This is a genomic window from Streptomyces actinomycinicus, from assembly GCF_016741775.1.
GTDB lineage: Bacteria > Actinomycetota > Actinomycetes > Streptomycetales > Streptomycetaceae > Streptomyces > Streptomyces actinomycinicus.
The window spans coordinates 59338-73950 of the sequence record NZ_JAERRK010000029.1 but is presented as its reverse complement, the minus strand read 5'-3'; the positions used below and the strand labels follow the sequence as shown (position 1 = coordinate 73950).

Sequence of the window (14613 nt, the reverse complement as noted above, 5' to 3'; positions counted from 1 at the left end):
TACGGCGAGGAGCGCCGTCAGGGCCGGGTGACCGACGAGACCGGCATCATCCCGACCGGGTCGTAGCGCACCGGGGCACCCGGATAGGGCGCGTGGATGACCTGCCCGTTGCCGACGTACATCGCCACGTGGCTGGCGTCGGAGCGGTAGACGACCAGGTCGCCGGGGCGGGCCTGGGAGAGCGGGACCTGCCGGCCCGCGAAGCGCTGCTCCTGCGAGGTGCGCGGCAGTTGGATGCCGGCCTGCGCGTACGACCACTGCATCAGGCCGGAACAGTCGAACCCGGAGGGGCCGTTGGCACCCCACACGTACGGCCGGCCGAGGGCGGAGCGGACGGCCGCCAGGGCCGCGGCGGTGCGGCCGTCGGCGGCGCCGGCACCGCCTGGTTCGGGCAGGTCGCCGCGGCTGCCCCGGGAGGCCCGGTCGTAGGCGGCGCGTTCGGTGGCGGGCAGGGCGTTGATCAGCTGCCGGGCCCGGGCGAGCTTCCGCTCCACGGTCCGCTTGTGGGCGGCCACGGCCTTGCGGCTGCGCTCCAGCTCCGCGAGCATGCCGGTCGCCTCGGCGCGCTCCTGTGCCAGTTCGCGCATCGCGGACTGCAGCTCCCTGAGCTGAACCGCCTGCCGGGCGCCGATGCGGTCGAGGGTGGCGGCCTTGTCCAGGTAGTCGCCCGGGTCGTCGGCGAAGAGCAGGGCGACGGCCGGGTCCAGGCCGCCGGCCCGGTACTGGGCGCCGGCCAGCGAACCCAGCCGCTCCCGCAGGGTGTTGATGCGCTGCTGCTGCCGCGCGATGTGGTCCTGCGCGTCCCTGACCTCGCGGCGCAGCACCCCGGCCCGCTCGTCGGCCTTGTCGTAGGCCTGCGTCGCCTTCTCGGCCTCCTCGTACAGACGGTCCACCTCGGCGCGTGTGTGGGTACCCGGAGTCGCCTGCGCCGGTACGGCGCCGAGCGCGGCCGCCGCGGCCGACAGTACGCACAGGGCGACGGCGCCCCGGTCGGATCCGGAGGGTGCGCTGCGTCGATGAGAGCCCACGAGAAGCCGTGTTCCTTCCGCTGGCCTGCAGGGAGTGTCTCCCCGGCGCCGGGGACGGGGAGACCCTGGAGCCGGGGAAACGCGGCAGACAGTAGCCGCGCGGAGGGGTCACGGCCAAAGACCGAGATGGCAACACACAGTGACGCCCCGCCGCAGACGCAGGTCATGGGCGGGGCGTGGAGTCAGTTTCGGTTACCGGGATTCGCCCGTTCGGGCGCCGGCGTGTCCGCGGGTACGCGGCGTCAGACGCGGACGCCGAACTGGAACGGCATGTTGTTCATCGACTCGTAGCGGACCACGGCACCGGTGTGCGGGGCGTGCAGCACCTGGCCGTTGCCGGCGTACAGGCCCACGTGGTGCAGGTCGCCGTAGAAGAAGACCAGGTCGCCGACCTTGAGGTCGCTCATGCCGATCCGGGTGCCGTAGTTCGCCTGCGCCTCGGAGGTGCGCGGGATGGAGACGCCGGCCTGGGCGTAGGCGTAGGAGGTCAGGCCCGAGCAGTCGAAGGAGGAGGGGCCGGTGGCGCCGTAGACGTACGGCTTGCCGATCTGGCTCTGCGCGGCGGCGAAGGCCGCCTGGGCACGCCCGGAGGCGGGCGGGGCGTCGCCGAGGTCCACGCGGTCGCTGGAGGAGCGGTCGGCACGCTGCTGCTTCTGGGCCAGCTCCGCCTTCTCCTTGGCGGTGAGGGTGTTCAGGAGCCGCTGCGCCTCGGCGAGCTTGCCCTGGACTTCCTTCTTCTTGTTGCCCAGCTCGGTGCGGGTGGCCGAGAGGTCCTTGAGCTTCTCGGTGGCCTCGGCGCGCTCCTGGGCGAGTTCGCGCTGTTTGTCCTGAATCTTCTTCAGGGCGTCGACCTGCTGACCGCTCAACTGGTCCAGCGTGGACGCCTTGTCGAGGAAGTCGTCGGGGTCCGAGGACAGGAACAGCTGGACCGAGGAGTCGATGCCGCCGGACCGGTACTGGGCGGTGGCCAGTGAACCCAGGCCGTCGCGCAGCTTGTTGAGTTCCTCCTGGCCGCGGGCGACGTCGTCCTGGATGGTGGAGATTTCCTTCTGCAGCTTCTGCTGCTTCTCCTTGGCGCCGTTGTACTTCTCGGTCGCCTGCTCGGCCTGCTCGTAGAGCTTGTCGACCTTCGCCTTGACCTCGTCCTTGCCGAGCTTCTCGCTCGGTGCGGCGTTGGCGGCGTTGGCGCTGAGCGCGACGGCAGCTGCGGCAGCGGTGGTGAGCACGGTCACGCGCGTGCGGCTCGGCTGCTTGGGTCGACGGTGGGACGCCACGGAGGACGAACTCCTTCTTGTGAGTGATCACCCGTTCGGAGGTTCGAGCCCAGACCCTAGTGACCCGGCTGTGATCAGTTCAAATCCTCACAGCAAAAAACCTCGTCACGCAATGCATTCTTTGCACTCAACTCACATGCAGTGAGAGTTGATTGACCCTACGTTGCGTGACGTTACGACCAATTCGGGCATTACCTGTGCCCGTTGGACCTTCAGGACAGTCGCTTCAGAAGCACCGCAGAGGCCACGGGTCGGGCACCCGCCTTGGCGACCCCGTCGGCCACCTCGCGGTCGGTGGAGGCGACGATGACCGGACGGCCCGGCGGCTCCGCCCGTACCAGCTGGCGGATCAGCTCGTCGGCCGTGACACCCGGCTTGGAGAACAGCACCCGCACCCCGCGCGGGGGTGCGAGGAGCACCGGCGCGGCCAGTTCGGCGCCGTCGAAGACGCAGGTCACCTCGGCGCCGGTCTGCGCGGCGAGCGCCGAGAGCTGGCCCAGCAGCCTGAGCCGCTGCTTCTCCAGCGGCATCTGCGGATAGCCGGTCTTGGTCACGTTGTAGCCATCGACGACCAGATGCGCCTGCGGCAGCGCCAGGAGCTGGTCGAGAATCGCCGGATCGTGCTCGGACAGGGCGCGCGTCGCGATGTCCTTCGGGGTCATTCGTCCCGGTTCGACCGCATCCACGGTCTCGGCCGGACGCACCGACACCGGAGGCAGGGCGAGTTCGCGCCGCAGCCCCTGGGTGGCGTCCAGCAGGGTGTCGAGCAGCAGCCGCACCCGCATGTCCTCCACGCTGCGCCCCTCCCGGGCCGCCCTGCGGGTGGCCTCCAGGGCGGCCTCGGTCTCGCCCAGGCGGGACTTGAGCCGGCGGGACTCGCTCTCCGCCGCCGACACCTGCGCCTGCGCCTCGGCCCGCACGGCGTCGATCTCGCCCTGCGCCTTGCGCAGTGCGGCCTCGCCCCGCTTCACATCGCTGAGCGCGGCGCGCAGCTTCCGGTGAAGCGATTCCGCTTCCTTCTTCGCCGACTCCAGCTCGACGCGCAGCCGTTCGGTCTCGGCGCGGGTGTGGTCGCGGGCCTGGGCCAGCTCGGCGCGGAGCCGCTCCAGCTCGGCCCGGCTCTCCTCGCCCGCCCGCTCGGCGTCCGCACGCTGGGCCTCCTCGCCGGCCGCGGTGACCAGCTTCACCCAGCCCGCCGGACGCAGTACGTAGGCCGCGGCCGCCACGTCGAGCGGGTCCGCGGCCGGGGGCGGCGAGCCGGAGTCCAGGGCACCGGCGAGTTCCGGTTGCGCCTCTCTGAACTTCTCCCCGATCCGCTGCCGGAACAGTGGATCGGTCTCGAGCGCCGCCGCCATCGCGTTCCCGGCGAACTTGGCCCGGCGATTGGGGGCGAAGCGGGCGTACTGCCGCAGCTGGGCGGGAAGTTCCGTCACGGTCAGCCCGCCGAAGCCGTCCGAGACGATCTGCACGACCCGTCGGCGCACGCCGTCGGGCAGCGGACGGTCAAGCACCTCAGCGGTGCCGTCGCCCGGCCCCCCGCCTGCGGTCTCCACCATCCGTCACACCCCAATGCCGAAAAATGCCTCTCCGGGGGCCGCTCCGCTCAGGAGCCGCTGCCCGGCCTGTCCACGAGTTCCACCTGGTCCACCGCGTTGCACCAGCGGCAACGCACCGACTCGATGGTCTCACTGACCACCTCGCGCTCCTCCACCGTCGGCTCGCCTGCCAGGTCGAGGTGGACGTACTCGACCACCTTCGACGAGCGGGTCACGTCGAACCGGGTCAGATTGCCGCAGAGGGTGCAGCGCCAACGGGTCGTGGCCGTCGGCAGGGGAACCGTCATCGTGACCGTCCGCTTCCTTCTCGTGTCCGTCGTCTGGTGCGTCCGCGCCGCTCCCCGACGCGTGTGGCTCGTAACCCTACGGCCTGGCGGGTCCTCGCCGCCCGTCCGTCCGCGGCGGCGAGGCGGTCTGTCAGCTTGCGTCCCGTTACGTCATGCTCTGTAGTCATGATCAGCACCTGGAGCAGCGCTGCCGGCAGGACACTCAGAGCGGCCCGGGGCACCCCGGCACCGGTGACGTACGGCCTCATCGTCCTGTGCTCTCTGCTCTTCCTCCTCGGCCCCGCCTCCGGGCTCGTTCCCGGGTACGGCTCGGGGAGCGCGCTGCTCGCCGCGCAGCGGGCGTACTTCCGGCACTGGGGCGTGATCCCGTCCGAGCTGTTCGACGACCCGGCCCACGCCGCGCTCACCCCGGCCACCGCGCTGTTCGTGCACGGCAGCTGGGTGCATCTGCTCGGCAACATGCTCTTCCTCTTCGTCTTCGGGGCGATGACCGAGGAACGGATGGGCCGGATGGAGTTCACCCTGTTCTACGTCGGCTGCGGTTACCTCGCCCTGCTGGGCTACGCGGCCGCCAACGCCGCCTCCGGGCAGTCGCTGGTCGGCGCCTCCGGGGCGATCTCGGCGGTCCTCGGGGCCTTCCTCTACCTGTTCCCCCACGCCCGCGTGACAAGTCTTCTGCCGTTCCTGTTCTTCCTGCCGCTGCGCTTCCCGGCCTGGGTGGTGCTGCCGTTCTGGGCGGCGATCCAGTGGCTGGCCGCGGGCCGGGTCTCCGACGGGCCCGGGGTCGCCTATCTCGCGCACCTGGTGGGGTTCGGGCTCGGCTTCGTCTACGCGTGGGTGCGCTACCGCAACAGGAGGGGAGCGGAGGGCGGCTTCACAAGGGCGGTGGGAGGAGACGGGGAAGGGAAGGGCCCGGGGGCGGTCTCGGAGGGGCGGTGGCGGGAGACGGGCGGGCTAGAGTGAAGGCCGCCCCAGCTCCGGTCACCGAGGGAGACAAACAGCCGTGATCACCGCGATCGTTCTGATCAAGACCAGCGTGGACCGGATCCCCGAGATCGCGGAGCAGATCGCCGCGCTGGACAGTGTCAGCGAAGTCTTCTCGGTCACCGGCACCTACGACCTGATCGCCATGGTCCGGGTCGGCCGGCACGACGACCTCGCCGATGTCATCCCGGGCCGGATCAGCAAGATCCCCGGCGTGGAGGCCACCGACACGCACGTCGCCTTCCGCACCTACTCCCAGCACGACCTGGAGGCCGCGTTCGCGATCGGCCTCGACAACTAGGGCCTTTCTTTCGGATCAGGCCGGCTCCGGGCGACGATGCCTTGCGACCCCGGCAAGATCCAAAGAGACGTCCTGGGGCGGGCCGTCGGGGCGGCTAGGTCTCCAGGTCCACCGCGGCGATGCCGGTGCCCGAGGGGACGTAGAGGCGGCGGCCGCGCACGACCGGGGTGTGCTGGTCGTCGCGCGCGGCGCGGCCGAGAGCCGCCCCCCAGCGTTTCCTGCCGTTCAGGTCCAGCGCCCAGACCCGGTCACCGGCCCGCGCGTACACGGTGTCACCGGCCGTCACCGCGCGCGGATCGGCCTGGTCGTCGGCGACGGTGTACGTCCACGCCACCGAGCCGTCGACCGCCCGGACGGCGTACACGCTCCGGGAGTCCGTGCCGACGGCCGACGCACGATCGCCCGCGGTCATCGCCGCGGCGTACGCCTCCCTGCGCCACAGCCGCCGTCCGTCCGTGACCCGGAATCCCTGTCGGACGCCGGCGGTGTCGGCGATCAGGGTGCCGCCCGCCAGGGCGACGGCCCGTACGTCGGTGCCCGCGGCCACCTGCCACGTGCGCGAGCCGTCCCGCGCGTCCAGGGCCAGCAGGGCGTCGCCGAAGCTGCCCGTGTAGATCGCGTCGCCCGAGACGAGGGGTGTGCCGGTGGGGCCGGCCGGGGTCTTCGCGGTCCACTTGGTGCTGCCGTCGGAGGCGTAGGAGCGCAGGCCGCCCGCGTCCGTGCCGCCGACCGAGACCAGCAGGTCGACGCCGAGCAGCACCGGCACGGCGTATCCCCGGTCGCCGAGGGTGCGGGTCCACCGCGGACTGCCGGAGAGGCTGACCGCGGTCAGTCTGCGCACCTCGTCGGCGTCGGAGCCGACCACGCAGTACACGCCGTCCGCGGTCGCCACGGGGGTCGAGACGTCGTCGCCGAGCCGGACCTTCCAGCGCCTGGAGCCGTTGCGGGAGATGGCGTGCAGGGCGCCGTCGGAAGTGCCGGCGTAGACGACGGAACCGTCCGGGGAGAGGGCGCAGCAGGCGCCGTCCAGACCGCCGATGCCACCGAGGTCGTACTGCCAGCGCAGCACGGCGGGCCGGGCGACGGCCGGGGTCTTCCCCGTACCCGGAGCCTCCCCGGGCATCTGGTAACTGCCGCTGATGCCCTCGGACCCGGTCCCCCGCTGCCACAGCCAGGCACCCGCACCGGCCCCGGCCACGGCAACGGCCCCACCGGCGAACGCCTGCAACAGACGGCGCCGACCGGGCGCGACGGCACCGAGACGGCGCACGACGGGGACGGTGCCCTCGGCGCCGGACGCCGGGGCGGGCGTGGCGGACGGGACGGGCGCAGGGGTGGACGCGGAGCCGGTGGACGAGACGGCACCGGGGGCGGGGTCGGCGGACGCGGCAGGGGCGGGGGCGGGGCCAGTGGACGAAGCCTGCGCCGGCGTGGACGTGGATCCGGCGGACCCGGCAGTGGCGAGGGCGGGGCCGGTGGACGAAGCCTGCGCCGGCGTGGACGTGGATCCGGCGGACCCGGCAGTGGCGAGGGCGGGGCCGGTGGACGAAGCCTGCACCGGCGTGGGCGTGGAGCCGGCGGACGCGGCAGGGGCGGGCGGTGGCGCGGGCACGGACTCGGGCACGGACTCGGCCTCGGGCGCGGGGGGTGGTGCGAAGTACTCGACGCCGCTTGGGCGGTCGGCGGGGGCCGTTCCCGGGGTGGCTGCGGGGCCGTACCAGCCGGGGCGGAGGCCGGTGCGCAGGGTGTCCGGGGTGAACCCGGCGCCCGCCACCACCTCCGCCGGCACCGGGCGCTCCAGCGGGTCCTCGCGCAGACAGGCCGTCACCAGCGGGCGCACGTACTCCGGTACGCCGGACAGGTCGAAGTCGCGGGTCAGGATGCGCAGCAGGACGACCGAGTCCTGGCCCTCGCCGAACGGCTCACGCCCGGCCGACGCGTAGGCGAGGACCGCGCCGAGGGAGAAGACGTCGCTCGGCGGGCCCACCTGGCCGCCGTTGCGGATCTGCTCCGGTGAGACGTAGCCGACCGACCCGACGACCGCGCCGGTGCGGGTCAGCGAGGTGGCCTCCAGGGCGCGGACGATCCCGAAGTCGATGACCCGCGGCCCGTCCTCGCCCAGCAGGATGTTGGACGGCTTGAGGTCGCGGTGCACCAGTCCCCTGGCATGGATGGCGCCCAGCGCCTCGCCGAGCGCGGCGGCCAGCACACGGACCGCCGGCTCGGGCAGCGCCCCGTGGTCCAGGACGGCGTCCCGCAGATTCGGTCCGGACACGAACTCCGTTGCCATCCAGGGGCGTTCGGCCTCGGTGTCGGCGTCCACGACCCGCGCGGTGTACGTGCCCGCGCCGCCGACGGTCTGCGCGGCCCGCACCTCGTGCCGGAACCGGGCGCGGAAGGTGCGGTCCTCGGCGTGCTCGGCCCGTACGACCTTCACCGCGACCCGCAGTCCCCTGCGGGAACGGCCGAGATAGACCTCGCCCATGCCGCCGGCACCGAGTCTGTGCGTGACCTCGTACGGGCCGATGTGGCGCGGGTCGGTTGCGCGCAGCGATTGCACTCCGTGATCCCCCCGAATCTAGCTGCTGCCAGGGGGAGTCTATGGGGCGCCGCCGGAGCGGTGGACGGCGCCCGATCGACTGCGGGGTGCGGTGGTACGGCGGGCGCGGGTCCGTGTCGTCACGCGGTTCCCCACGCCCCCTGAAACCGGCCGCCCCTGAAGTCGGCCGTCCCTGGGGCCGGCTTCAGACCGCCGGGACGCAGCGGCCGTCCTCGGTGCGGTACTGCCACTTGGCGCCGTCCCGCACCAGTTCCCTGACGGCGGTCACGAAGCGCTCCACGTGTTCGTCGGGGGTGCCCGCGCCGAAGCTCACCCGGATGGCGTTGAGGGACTTCTCGCCCGGGGCCGCCTCGGGGGCACCGCACTCGCCCTGGGTCTGCGGGTCGGTGCCCAGGAGCGTGCGGAGCAGGGGGTGGGCGCAGAAGAGGCCGTCGCGGACGCCGATGCCGTACTCGGCGGAGAGGGCGGCGGCGAAGTGGGAGCTGTTCCAGCCCTCGACGACGAAGGAGATGACGCCGACGCGGGGGGCGTCGTCGCCGAAGAGGGAGAGGATCTTCACCTCGGGGACCTCGGCGAGGCCCTCGCGGACCGTGCGGATGAGGTGCTGTTCCCGGGCGACGAGGGTGTCCCAGCCGGCCTCGGTGAGGGCCTTGCAGGCGGACGCGATGGAGTAGGCGCCGATGACGTTCGGGGAGCCGGCCTCGTGCCGGGCCGCGCTGTCGTGCCACTCCACGTCCACGCCGCCGTCCTGGCGCCGGGCGACCTTGCGGCTGGCGCCGCCGCCCGCGAGGTACGGCTCGGCCGCCTGCAGCCAGTCGGCGCGGCCGGCCAGGACACCGCAGCCGAAGGGGGCGTACAGCTTGTGCCCCGAGAAGGCGACCCAGTCGACGTCCAGGTCCCGGATGTCGACGGGGTGGTGCGGGGCCAGCTGGGCCGCGTCCAGGACGATCCGGGCGCCGTGGGCGTGCGCGGCGGCGGCCAGTTCGCGCACCGGCCACAGCTCGCCGGTGACGTTGGAGGCGCCGGTGACGCAGACCAGCGCCGGGCCGTAGGGGTCTCGGTCGGCGAGGGCCCGCTCCAGGGTCCGCACCGCCTGCTGCGGGGTGCGCGGGGCGTCGAGGTAGGTGACCTGCGCGTCCTGCCAGGGCAGCAGGGAGGCGTGGTGCTCGGTCTCGAAGACGAAGACCTGGCAGCCGGCCGGGAGGGCACGGGCCAGGAGGTTGAGGGAGTCGGTGGTCGAGCGGGTGAAGACCACCTGGTCGGCGGGCCGGCAGCCGAGGAACGCGGCGACCGTCCTGCGGGCGTTCTCGAACAGGTCGGTGGAGAGCTGCGAGAGGTAGCCGGCACCGCGGTGGACACTGCCGTAGTACGGGGCGTAGGCGGCGACGTCGTCCCAGACGCGCTGGAGGGCGGGGGCGCTGGCGGCGTAGTCGAGGGCGGCGTAGGTGACTTCGCCACCGGTGACGAGCGGGACGGTGACGTCCCTGCCCAGAACGGGCAGAGGGGCACAAACGGACTGGTCGGCGGCAGCGGTGAAGACGGACATGGGGAACTCCCGTGAAGGCAGGTGGAATCCGCCTGCGCGAGCGGACGGGTGCTCGAGCGCGGGCGGGTGGAAAAGGGTGTGCGGAGGCGGGGCTCTGCGGCCCTATCGCATTCGCTTGCTCACGGAAGGCTCCCTCGAACGACCAGGACCCCTGGTCCCACGCTGGAGAAGCGTGCGAGGGGTCCGCGCTTGCCGTGGACCTTGCTGTCCACGACCTGGTCTTCACCCGGGGCACCCCGCCACGGACGGAGGGTTGCCGGACAGTCGGCCGGGGCCGAATGACTGTCGCTCATGACCTGGTACAGGAACGTACGCGAAATGATCGCCGCCCCGCAACCCGTGTCCGGATCGCGGGACGCTCCCGGCGGGGCTAGGCGTTGCTGACGGCCACCCAGCGCTCCAGCGTGCGCTTCGCCGCGCCCGAGTCGATCGACTCCGCGGCCCGGGCCATGCCGGCGCGGATCTGCTCGGCGAGCGGCGCGTCCGTCGGCCGCAGGGCCACCAGCGCCGCCGCGGAGTTCAGCAGCACCGCGTCCCGGACGGCCCCCTGCTCGCCGTCCAGGACGCGGCGGGCGACCTCCGCGTTGTACGACGCGTCGGCCCCGCGCAGGGCGTCCACGGGGACGAGGCCGATGCCGACGTCCCGCGGGTCGAAGGTCTGCTCCGCGACCTTGCCGTCCCGGACCACCCACACCCGGGAGGTGTCGGTGACGGTCAGCTCGTCCAGGCCGTCGTCGCCCCGGAAGACCAGGGCGGAGTTGCCGCGCTCGGCGAGGACACCGGCCACGATGGGTGCCATGCGCGGGTCGGCGACCCCGACCGCCTGGGCGCGCACCTTGGCCGGGTTGGTGAGCGGACCGAGCACATTGAAGGTGGTCCGGATGCCCAGCTGCGCGCGGGCCGGGGCGACATGACGCAGTGACGGGTGGAAGCGCACCGCGAAGCAGATGGTGATGCCGGCTTCCTCGGCGACCTCCGCGACCCGCTGCGGGGTCAGGTTCAGGTTGATGCCGAGCTTCTCCAGGACGTCGGAGGAGCCGGAGGCGGAGGAGGCGGCACGGTTGCCGTGCTTGACGACCTTCGCGCCGGTACCGGCGACCACGATGGAGGACATGGTGGAGATGTTCACCGTCTTGGCGCCGTCGCCGCCGGTGCCGACGATGTCGACGGCCGGGCCCGGCACCTCGATCACGTTGGCGTGCTCGTACATCGTGCGGACGAGACCGCTGATCTCCTCCACCGTCTCGCCCTTGGCCCGCAGCGCCACCATGAACCCGGCGATCTGGGCGTCGGTCGCCTCCCCGCGCATGATCAGGTCCATCGCCCAGGCCGTGTCGTCGGCGGACAGGTCATGGCCGGTCAGCAGACCGTTCAGCAGAGCGGGCCAGGAACGGCCCGCCGCGGTGTCGCCTCCAGCGGGGGTCACAGCGTTCATAGCCGCTCCTGGGTGTCGTAGAAGAACAGTGCGGTCCCCACCCTATCCAGCCCGGGGCACGGCGAAGGGCCCCGTCCGCGAGGCGGACGGGGCCCTTCTTGTGTGGCGTGGCGACGCGGGGATCAGTGGTGGCCGTGGCCGCTCGTGATCTCCTTGTACTCGTCGACGGTGGGCTTCGGGATCTGGTTGTCCTCGCCGTAATAGGCGTTGCTGAGCTTGGCGCGCAGCTTCTCGGACGCCTTCACCTTGCGCTCGACACCGTTCTCGTCGACCACCGGGCCGATCGCGGCCGGCTCGTACTGGTGGTGGGCCGTGAGGGTGTGCAGCTGCTCCTGGCTGAGCGGCTCGTGCACCTCGATGAACTCACCGTGCGGCAGCCGCTTGATGATGCCGGTCTCACGACCGTGCAGCACCTTGTCGCGGTCACGGCGCTGCAGACCCAGGCAGATCCGCTTGGTGGCGATGAACGCGATGACCGGTCCGGCGAAGAAGAAGATCCGGACGAACCAGGTGACGGCGTTGATCGACAGGTGGAAGTGGGTGGCGATGAGGTCGTTGCCACCGCCGACCAGGCCGATCATGTAGACGGTCACCCAGGCGACACCGAACGCGGTACGGGTCGGGGCGTTGCGCGGGCGGTCCAGGATGTGGTGCTCGCTCTTGTCGCCGGTGACCCAGGACTCGATGAACGGGTAGACCGCGATCGCCGCCAGGACGAGACCGAAGAGCACCAGCGGGATGAACACGCCCAGGACGAGCGTGTGACCCCAGAAGTTGATCTCCCAGCCCGGCATGTAGCGGACCAGACCCTCGGCGAAGCCCATGTACCAGTCGGGCTGCGCGCCGGTGGACACCTGGTCCGGGCGGTAGGGGCCCATGGCCCAGATCGGGTTGATCTGGGCGATCGCCGCGATGGCCGCGATGGCACCGAAGACCAGGAAGAAGAAGCCTCCGGCCTTGGCCATGTAGACCGGCAGCAGCGGCATGCCGACGACGTTCTTGTTGGTCTTTCCCGGACCCGCGAACTGCGTGTGCTTGTGGTAGAAGACCAGGATCAGGTGGCCCACGACCAGGCCGAGCATGATGCCCGGCAGCAGCAGGATGTGGATCGAGTAGAACCGGGCGACGAAGTCGTGGCCGGGGAACTCGCCGCCGAACAGGAACATCGAGATGTACGTGCCGACGATCGGAATCGACAGGATGGCGCCCTCGGTGAAGCGGACACCGGTGCCGGAGAGCAGGTCGTCCGGGAGCGAGTAACCGGTGAAGCCGGTGAACATGCCGAGGACGAACAGCAGGAAGCCGAACAGCCAGTTGATCTCACGCGGCTTGCGGAACGCGCCGGTGAAGAACACGCGCATCATGTGCACGAACATGCCGGCGAGGAAGATCAGCGCGGCCCAGTGGTGGATCTGCCGGACGAGCAGACCACCGCGCACGTCGAAGGAGATGTGCAGGGTCGAGTTGAACGCCTCGGACATCAGCTGTCCCTGGAGCGGGATGTAGCTGCCGTGGTACTCCACCTCGTTCATCGACGGGTGGAAGAACAGCGTCAGGTAGACACCCGTCAGGATGATGATGATGAAGCTGTAGAGGCAGACCTCACCCAACATGAACGACCAGTGGTCGGGGAAGATCTTGCGCATGTTGGCCTTGGCGAGGGAGTAGATCCCGAGCCGGCCGTCGGCCCAGTCGGCGATGCGCTCGCCGGCCGGCGCCTTCCCGCGAGAGCGGGGTTCTTGGTTCGGTGCAGTACTCATCCGCGCTCCCAGAAAGCAGGACCGACGGGCTCCTCGAAGTCGCCGAGCGCCTGGAGGTAACCCTCATCGTCCACGCCGATGCGCAGCTGCGGCAGGGCGTGACCGGCGGGACCGAAGATCACTCGGGCACCGTCGGAGAGGTCGAAGGTGGACTGGTGGCACGGGCACAGCACGTGGTGCGTCTGCTGCTCGTACAGCGAGATCGGGCAGCCGACGTGGGTGCAGATCTTCGAGAACGCGACGATGCCCTCGTGCGACCAGTCGAGCTCGCGCTTGTCCTTGATGTTGCCCGGCTGCAGCCGGACGATCATCAGGGCCGCCTTGGCGATCTCGTCCTGGAAGTTCTCGTCGTGCTCGGCCAGACCGTCCGGCATCGCGAAGGTGAGCGAGCCGACGGCGACGTCCTCGGGACGCAGCGGCTGGTTGGTGTTCATGTTGACCAGGCGCTTGCCCTTGGCCCACATGGTGTGGCGGAGCTTGGTGCCGGGCGCGGGGCCCAGGCCGCCGAGCAGCATGACGCCGGAGAGCGGCACCAGGGCCAGCGCACCGAACATGGTGTTGCGGATCAGCTTGCGACGGCCGATCGCGGACTCCTCGGCGCCCTCGCGGAAGTCCGCGTGGACCTTCGCCCGAAGCTCGGGAGAGGCCTCGATCGGGTGCCGGTCGTCGGCGACCTCCACGTCGGACATCAGGGTGCGGGCCCAGTGGACCGCGCCCGCGCCGATGCAGAACAGGGCCGTGCCCAGGGTGAGACCGAGCGCGAAGTTCATCGCGCTGATGTGCCCGATCGGGAAGACGAAGATCGACTTGTCGTTCGGGATCACCACGTACGCGACGATGAACGCGATGGTGGCCAGCATCGACACCGTGAACAGCAGGGCGACCACACGCTCGGACCGCTTGGCGGCCCGCTCGTCGACGTCCTGGATGCGGTGCTCGTGCGGCGGCAGCCCCGGGTCCGCGAACGGGTTCTCCTCGTCCGCGACGCTTACCGCGCCGTGCGCGTGCTTGTCATGTCCTGCGGACTGCTCAGCCGGCAGGTTCTCTTCTGGAATGTCTTGGCTACTCATGACTTCTTGGCCTTTGCGGTCCGAGCGGCGACCCAGACGGCGATCGCGATCAGCGCGCCGAGGCCGAAGATCCAGGCGAACAGACCCTCACTGACCGGCCCGAGGCCGCCCAGCTCCAGACCGCCGGGGTTCTCCGTCTTGCTGCCGTCGACCGCGTTCAGGTACGCGATGATGTCCTTCTTGTTCTTTTCCGACATCGTGGTGTCGGGGAAGGACGGCATGTTCTGCGGGCCCGTCTGCATGGCCTCGTAGATGTGCTTCGGAGCGACACCCTCAAGAGACGGCGCGTACTTGCCCTTGGTGAGGGCGCCGCCCTTGCCGGTGAAGTTGTGGCACTGCGCGCAGTTGGTACGGAACAGCTCGCCACCCTTGGCGATGTCCGCGCCGTCGGGGCCGTACTGCTCCTTGGTGGGCACGCTCGGGCCGGCGCCCAGCGACGCGACGTACGCGGCGAGCTGGTCGATCTGGTCCTGCGTGTAGACGACCTTCTTGCTCGGGATCTGGGCCATCTGGGAGGTGGAGGCCGGCATACGGCCGGTGCCCACCTGGAAGTCGACCGCGGCGGCGCCCACGCCGACCAGGCTCGGGCCGTCGGAGGAGCCCTGGCCACCGGTGCCGTGGCAGCTGGCGCAGCCGACCTCGTAGAGCTTCTTGCCCTCCTTGATGGTCAGGGACTGGGAGGTGTCATCGGCCTGCGCCTTGCCCGCGGGCGCGAACGCGGCGTACAGCCCCCCAGTGGCCGCCAGCGCGAGGAGTAGGACGACGACCGCCGCCAGCGGATGGCGTCGTCGTGCGGAGAGCTTTTTCACGGA

Annotated in this window: 12 protein-coding genes and 1 riboswitch; of the genes, 2 read left to right on the top strand and 10 right to left on the bottom strand. The window is 71.2% G+C overall.

Annotated features, from left to right (window positions below; all coding sequences use genetic code 11):
- Positions 1 to 17 precede the first annotated feature (17 nt).
- From JK359_RS35550 to JK359_RS35535, 4 genes are all read right to left on the bottom strand, one after another.
- Positions 18 to 1028, bottom strand: coding sequence for a C40 family peptidase (locus JK359_RS35550; protein WP_201843763.1), 1011 nt, complete (start codon positions 1026 to 1028; stop codon positions 18 to 20).
- A gap of 242 nt (positions 1029 to 1270) precedes the next feature.
- A complete protein-coding gene (locus JK359_RS35545; protein ID WP_201843762.1) occupies positions 1271 to 2302 on the bottom strand; it encodes a C40 family peptidase in 1032 nt (343 codons plus the stop codon).
- A gap of 212 nt (positions 2303 to 2514) precedes the next feature.
- Positions 2515 to 3858 carry an NYN domain-containing protein gene (locus JK359_RS35540; RefSeq protein WP_201843761.1) on the bottom strand — a complete coding sequence of 448 codons (1344 nt, stop codon included), beginning with the start codon at positions 3856 to 3858 and terminating at the stop codon, positions 2515 to 2517.
- A gap of 47 nt (positions 3859 to 3905) precedes the next feature.
- Positions 3906 to 4145: a hypothetical protein gene (locus JK359_RS35535; protein WP_129309567.1), complete on the bottom strand. Its 240-nt coding sequence runs from the start codon at positions 4143 to 4145 to the stop codon at positions 3906 to 3908.
- Positions 4146 to 4310: 165 nt separating this feature from the next.
- On the opposite strand from JK359_RS35535, the gene JK359_RS35530 reads away from it, so the two are divergent.
- Both JK359_RS35530 and JK359_RS35525 read left to right on the top strand, forming a co-directional pair.
- A complete protein-coding gene (locus JK359_RS35530; protein WP_236678951.1) occupies positions 4311 to 5108 on the top strand; it encodes a rhomboid family intramembrane serine protease in 798 nt (265 codons plus the stop codon).
- 40 nt (positions 5109 to 5148) lie between these two features.
- Positions 5149 to 5430, top strand: coding sequence for an Lrp/AsnC family transcriptional regulator (locus JK359_RS35525; protein WP_201843760.1), 282 nt, complete (start codon positions 5149 to 5151; stop codon positions 5428 to 5430).
- Between the two features lie 94 nt (positions 5431 to 5524).
- On the opposite strand, the gene JK359_RS40020 is transcribed toward JK359_RS35525, so the two are convergent.
- The 6 genes from JK359_RS40020 to qcrC form a co-directional block, all read right to left on the bottom strand.
- Entirely contained in the window at positions 5525 to 7990 is a 2466-nt protein-coding gene (locus JK359_RS40020; RefSeq protein WP_201843759.1) for a serine/threonine-protein kinase, read from the bottom strand.
- Between the two features lie 184 nt (positions 7991 to 8174).
- Positions 8175 to 9536: an aminotransferase class V-fold PLP-dependent enzyme gene (locus JK359_RS35515; protein WP_201843758.1), complete on the bottom strand. Its 1362-nt coding sequence runs from the start codon at positions 9534 to 9536 to the stop codon at positions 8175 to 8177.
- Positions 9537 to 9716: 180 nt separating this feature from the next.
- Positions 9717 to 9833, bottom strand: a riboswitch (SAM riboswitch).
- A 73-nt stretch (positions 9834 to 9906) separates the two neighbouring features.
- The gene (gene trpD / locus JK359_RS35510) at positions 9907 to 10971 is read right to left on the bottom strand and encodes an anthranilate phosphoribosyltransferase (protein WP_201843757.1); all 1065 of its coding nucleotides are present in this window, start codon (positions 10969 to 10971) and stop codon (positions 9907 to 9909) included.
- Positions 10972 to 11093: 122 nt separating this feature from the next.
- Positions 11094 to 12731: a cytochrome bc1 complex cytochrome b subunit gene (qcrB, locus tag JK359_RS35505; RefSeq protein WP_201843756.1), complete on the bottom strand. Its 1638-nt coding sequence runs from the start codon at positions 12729 to 12731 to the stop codon at positions 11094 to 11096.
- Complete coding sequence (gene qcrA / locus JK359_RS35500; protein ID WP_201843755.1) at positions 12728 to 13801, bottom strand: cytochrome bc1 complex Rieske iron-sulfur subunit; 1074 nt, start codon at positions 13799 to 13801, stop codon at positions 12728 to 12730. Before qcrA ends, qcrB begins: the two co-directional genes overlap by 4 nt.
- The gene (gene qcrC / locus JK359_RS35495; protein WP_201843754.1) at positions 13798 to 14610 is read right to left on the bottom strand and encodes a cytochrome bc1 complex diheme cytochrome c subunit; all 813 of its coding nucleotides are present in this window, start codon (positions 14608 to 14610) and stop codon (positions 13798 to 13800) included. The genes qcrA and qcrC overlap by 4 nt, the downstream gene beginning before the upstream one ends.
- Positions 14611 to 14613: the final 3 nt, after the last annotated feature.

Excerpts from the sequence above, each read along its gene's own strand:
- JK359_RS35515 (WP_201843758.1), bottom strand. The coding sequence starts at position 9,536 with ATGTCCGTCTTCACCGCTGCCGCCGACCAGTCCGTTTGTGCCCCTCTG.
- qcrA (WP_201843755.1), bottom strand. The coding sequence starts at position 13,801 with ATGAGTAGCCAAGACATTCCAGAAGAGAACCTGCCGGCTGAGCAGTCC.
- trpD (WP_201843757.1), bottom strand. The coding sequence starts at position 10,971 with ATGAACGCTGTGACCCCCGCTGGAGGCGACACCGCGGCGGGCCGTTCC.
- qcrB (WP_201843756.1), bottom strand. The coding sequence starts at position 12,731 with ATGAGTACTGCACCGAACCAAGAACCCCGCTCTCGCGGGAAGGCGCCG.
- JK359_RS35535 (WP_129309567.1), bottom strand. The coding sequence starts at position 4,145 with ATGACGGTTCCCCTGCCGACGGCCACGACCCGTTGGCGCTGCACCCTC.
- JK359_RS35530 (WP_236678951.1), top strand. The coding sequence starts at position 4,311 with ATGATCAGCACCTGGAGCAGCGCTGCCGGCAGGACACTCAGAGCGGCC.
- JK359_RS35540 (WP_201843761.1), bottom strand. The coding sequence starts at position 3,858 with ATGGTGGAGACCGCAGGCGGGGGGCCGGGCGACGGCACCGCTGAGGTG.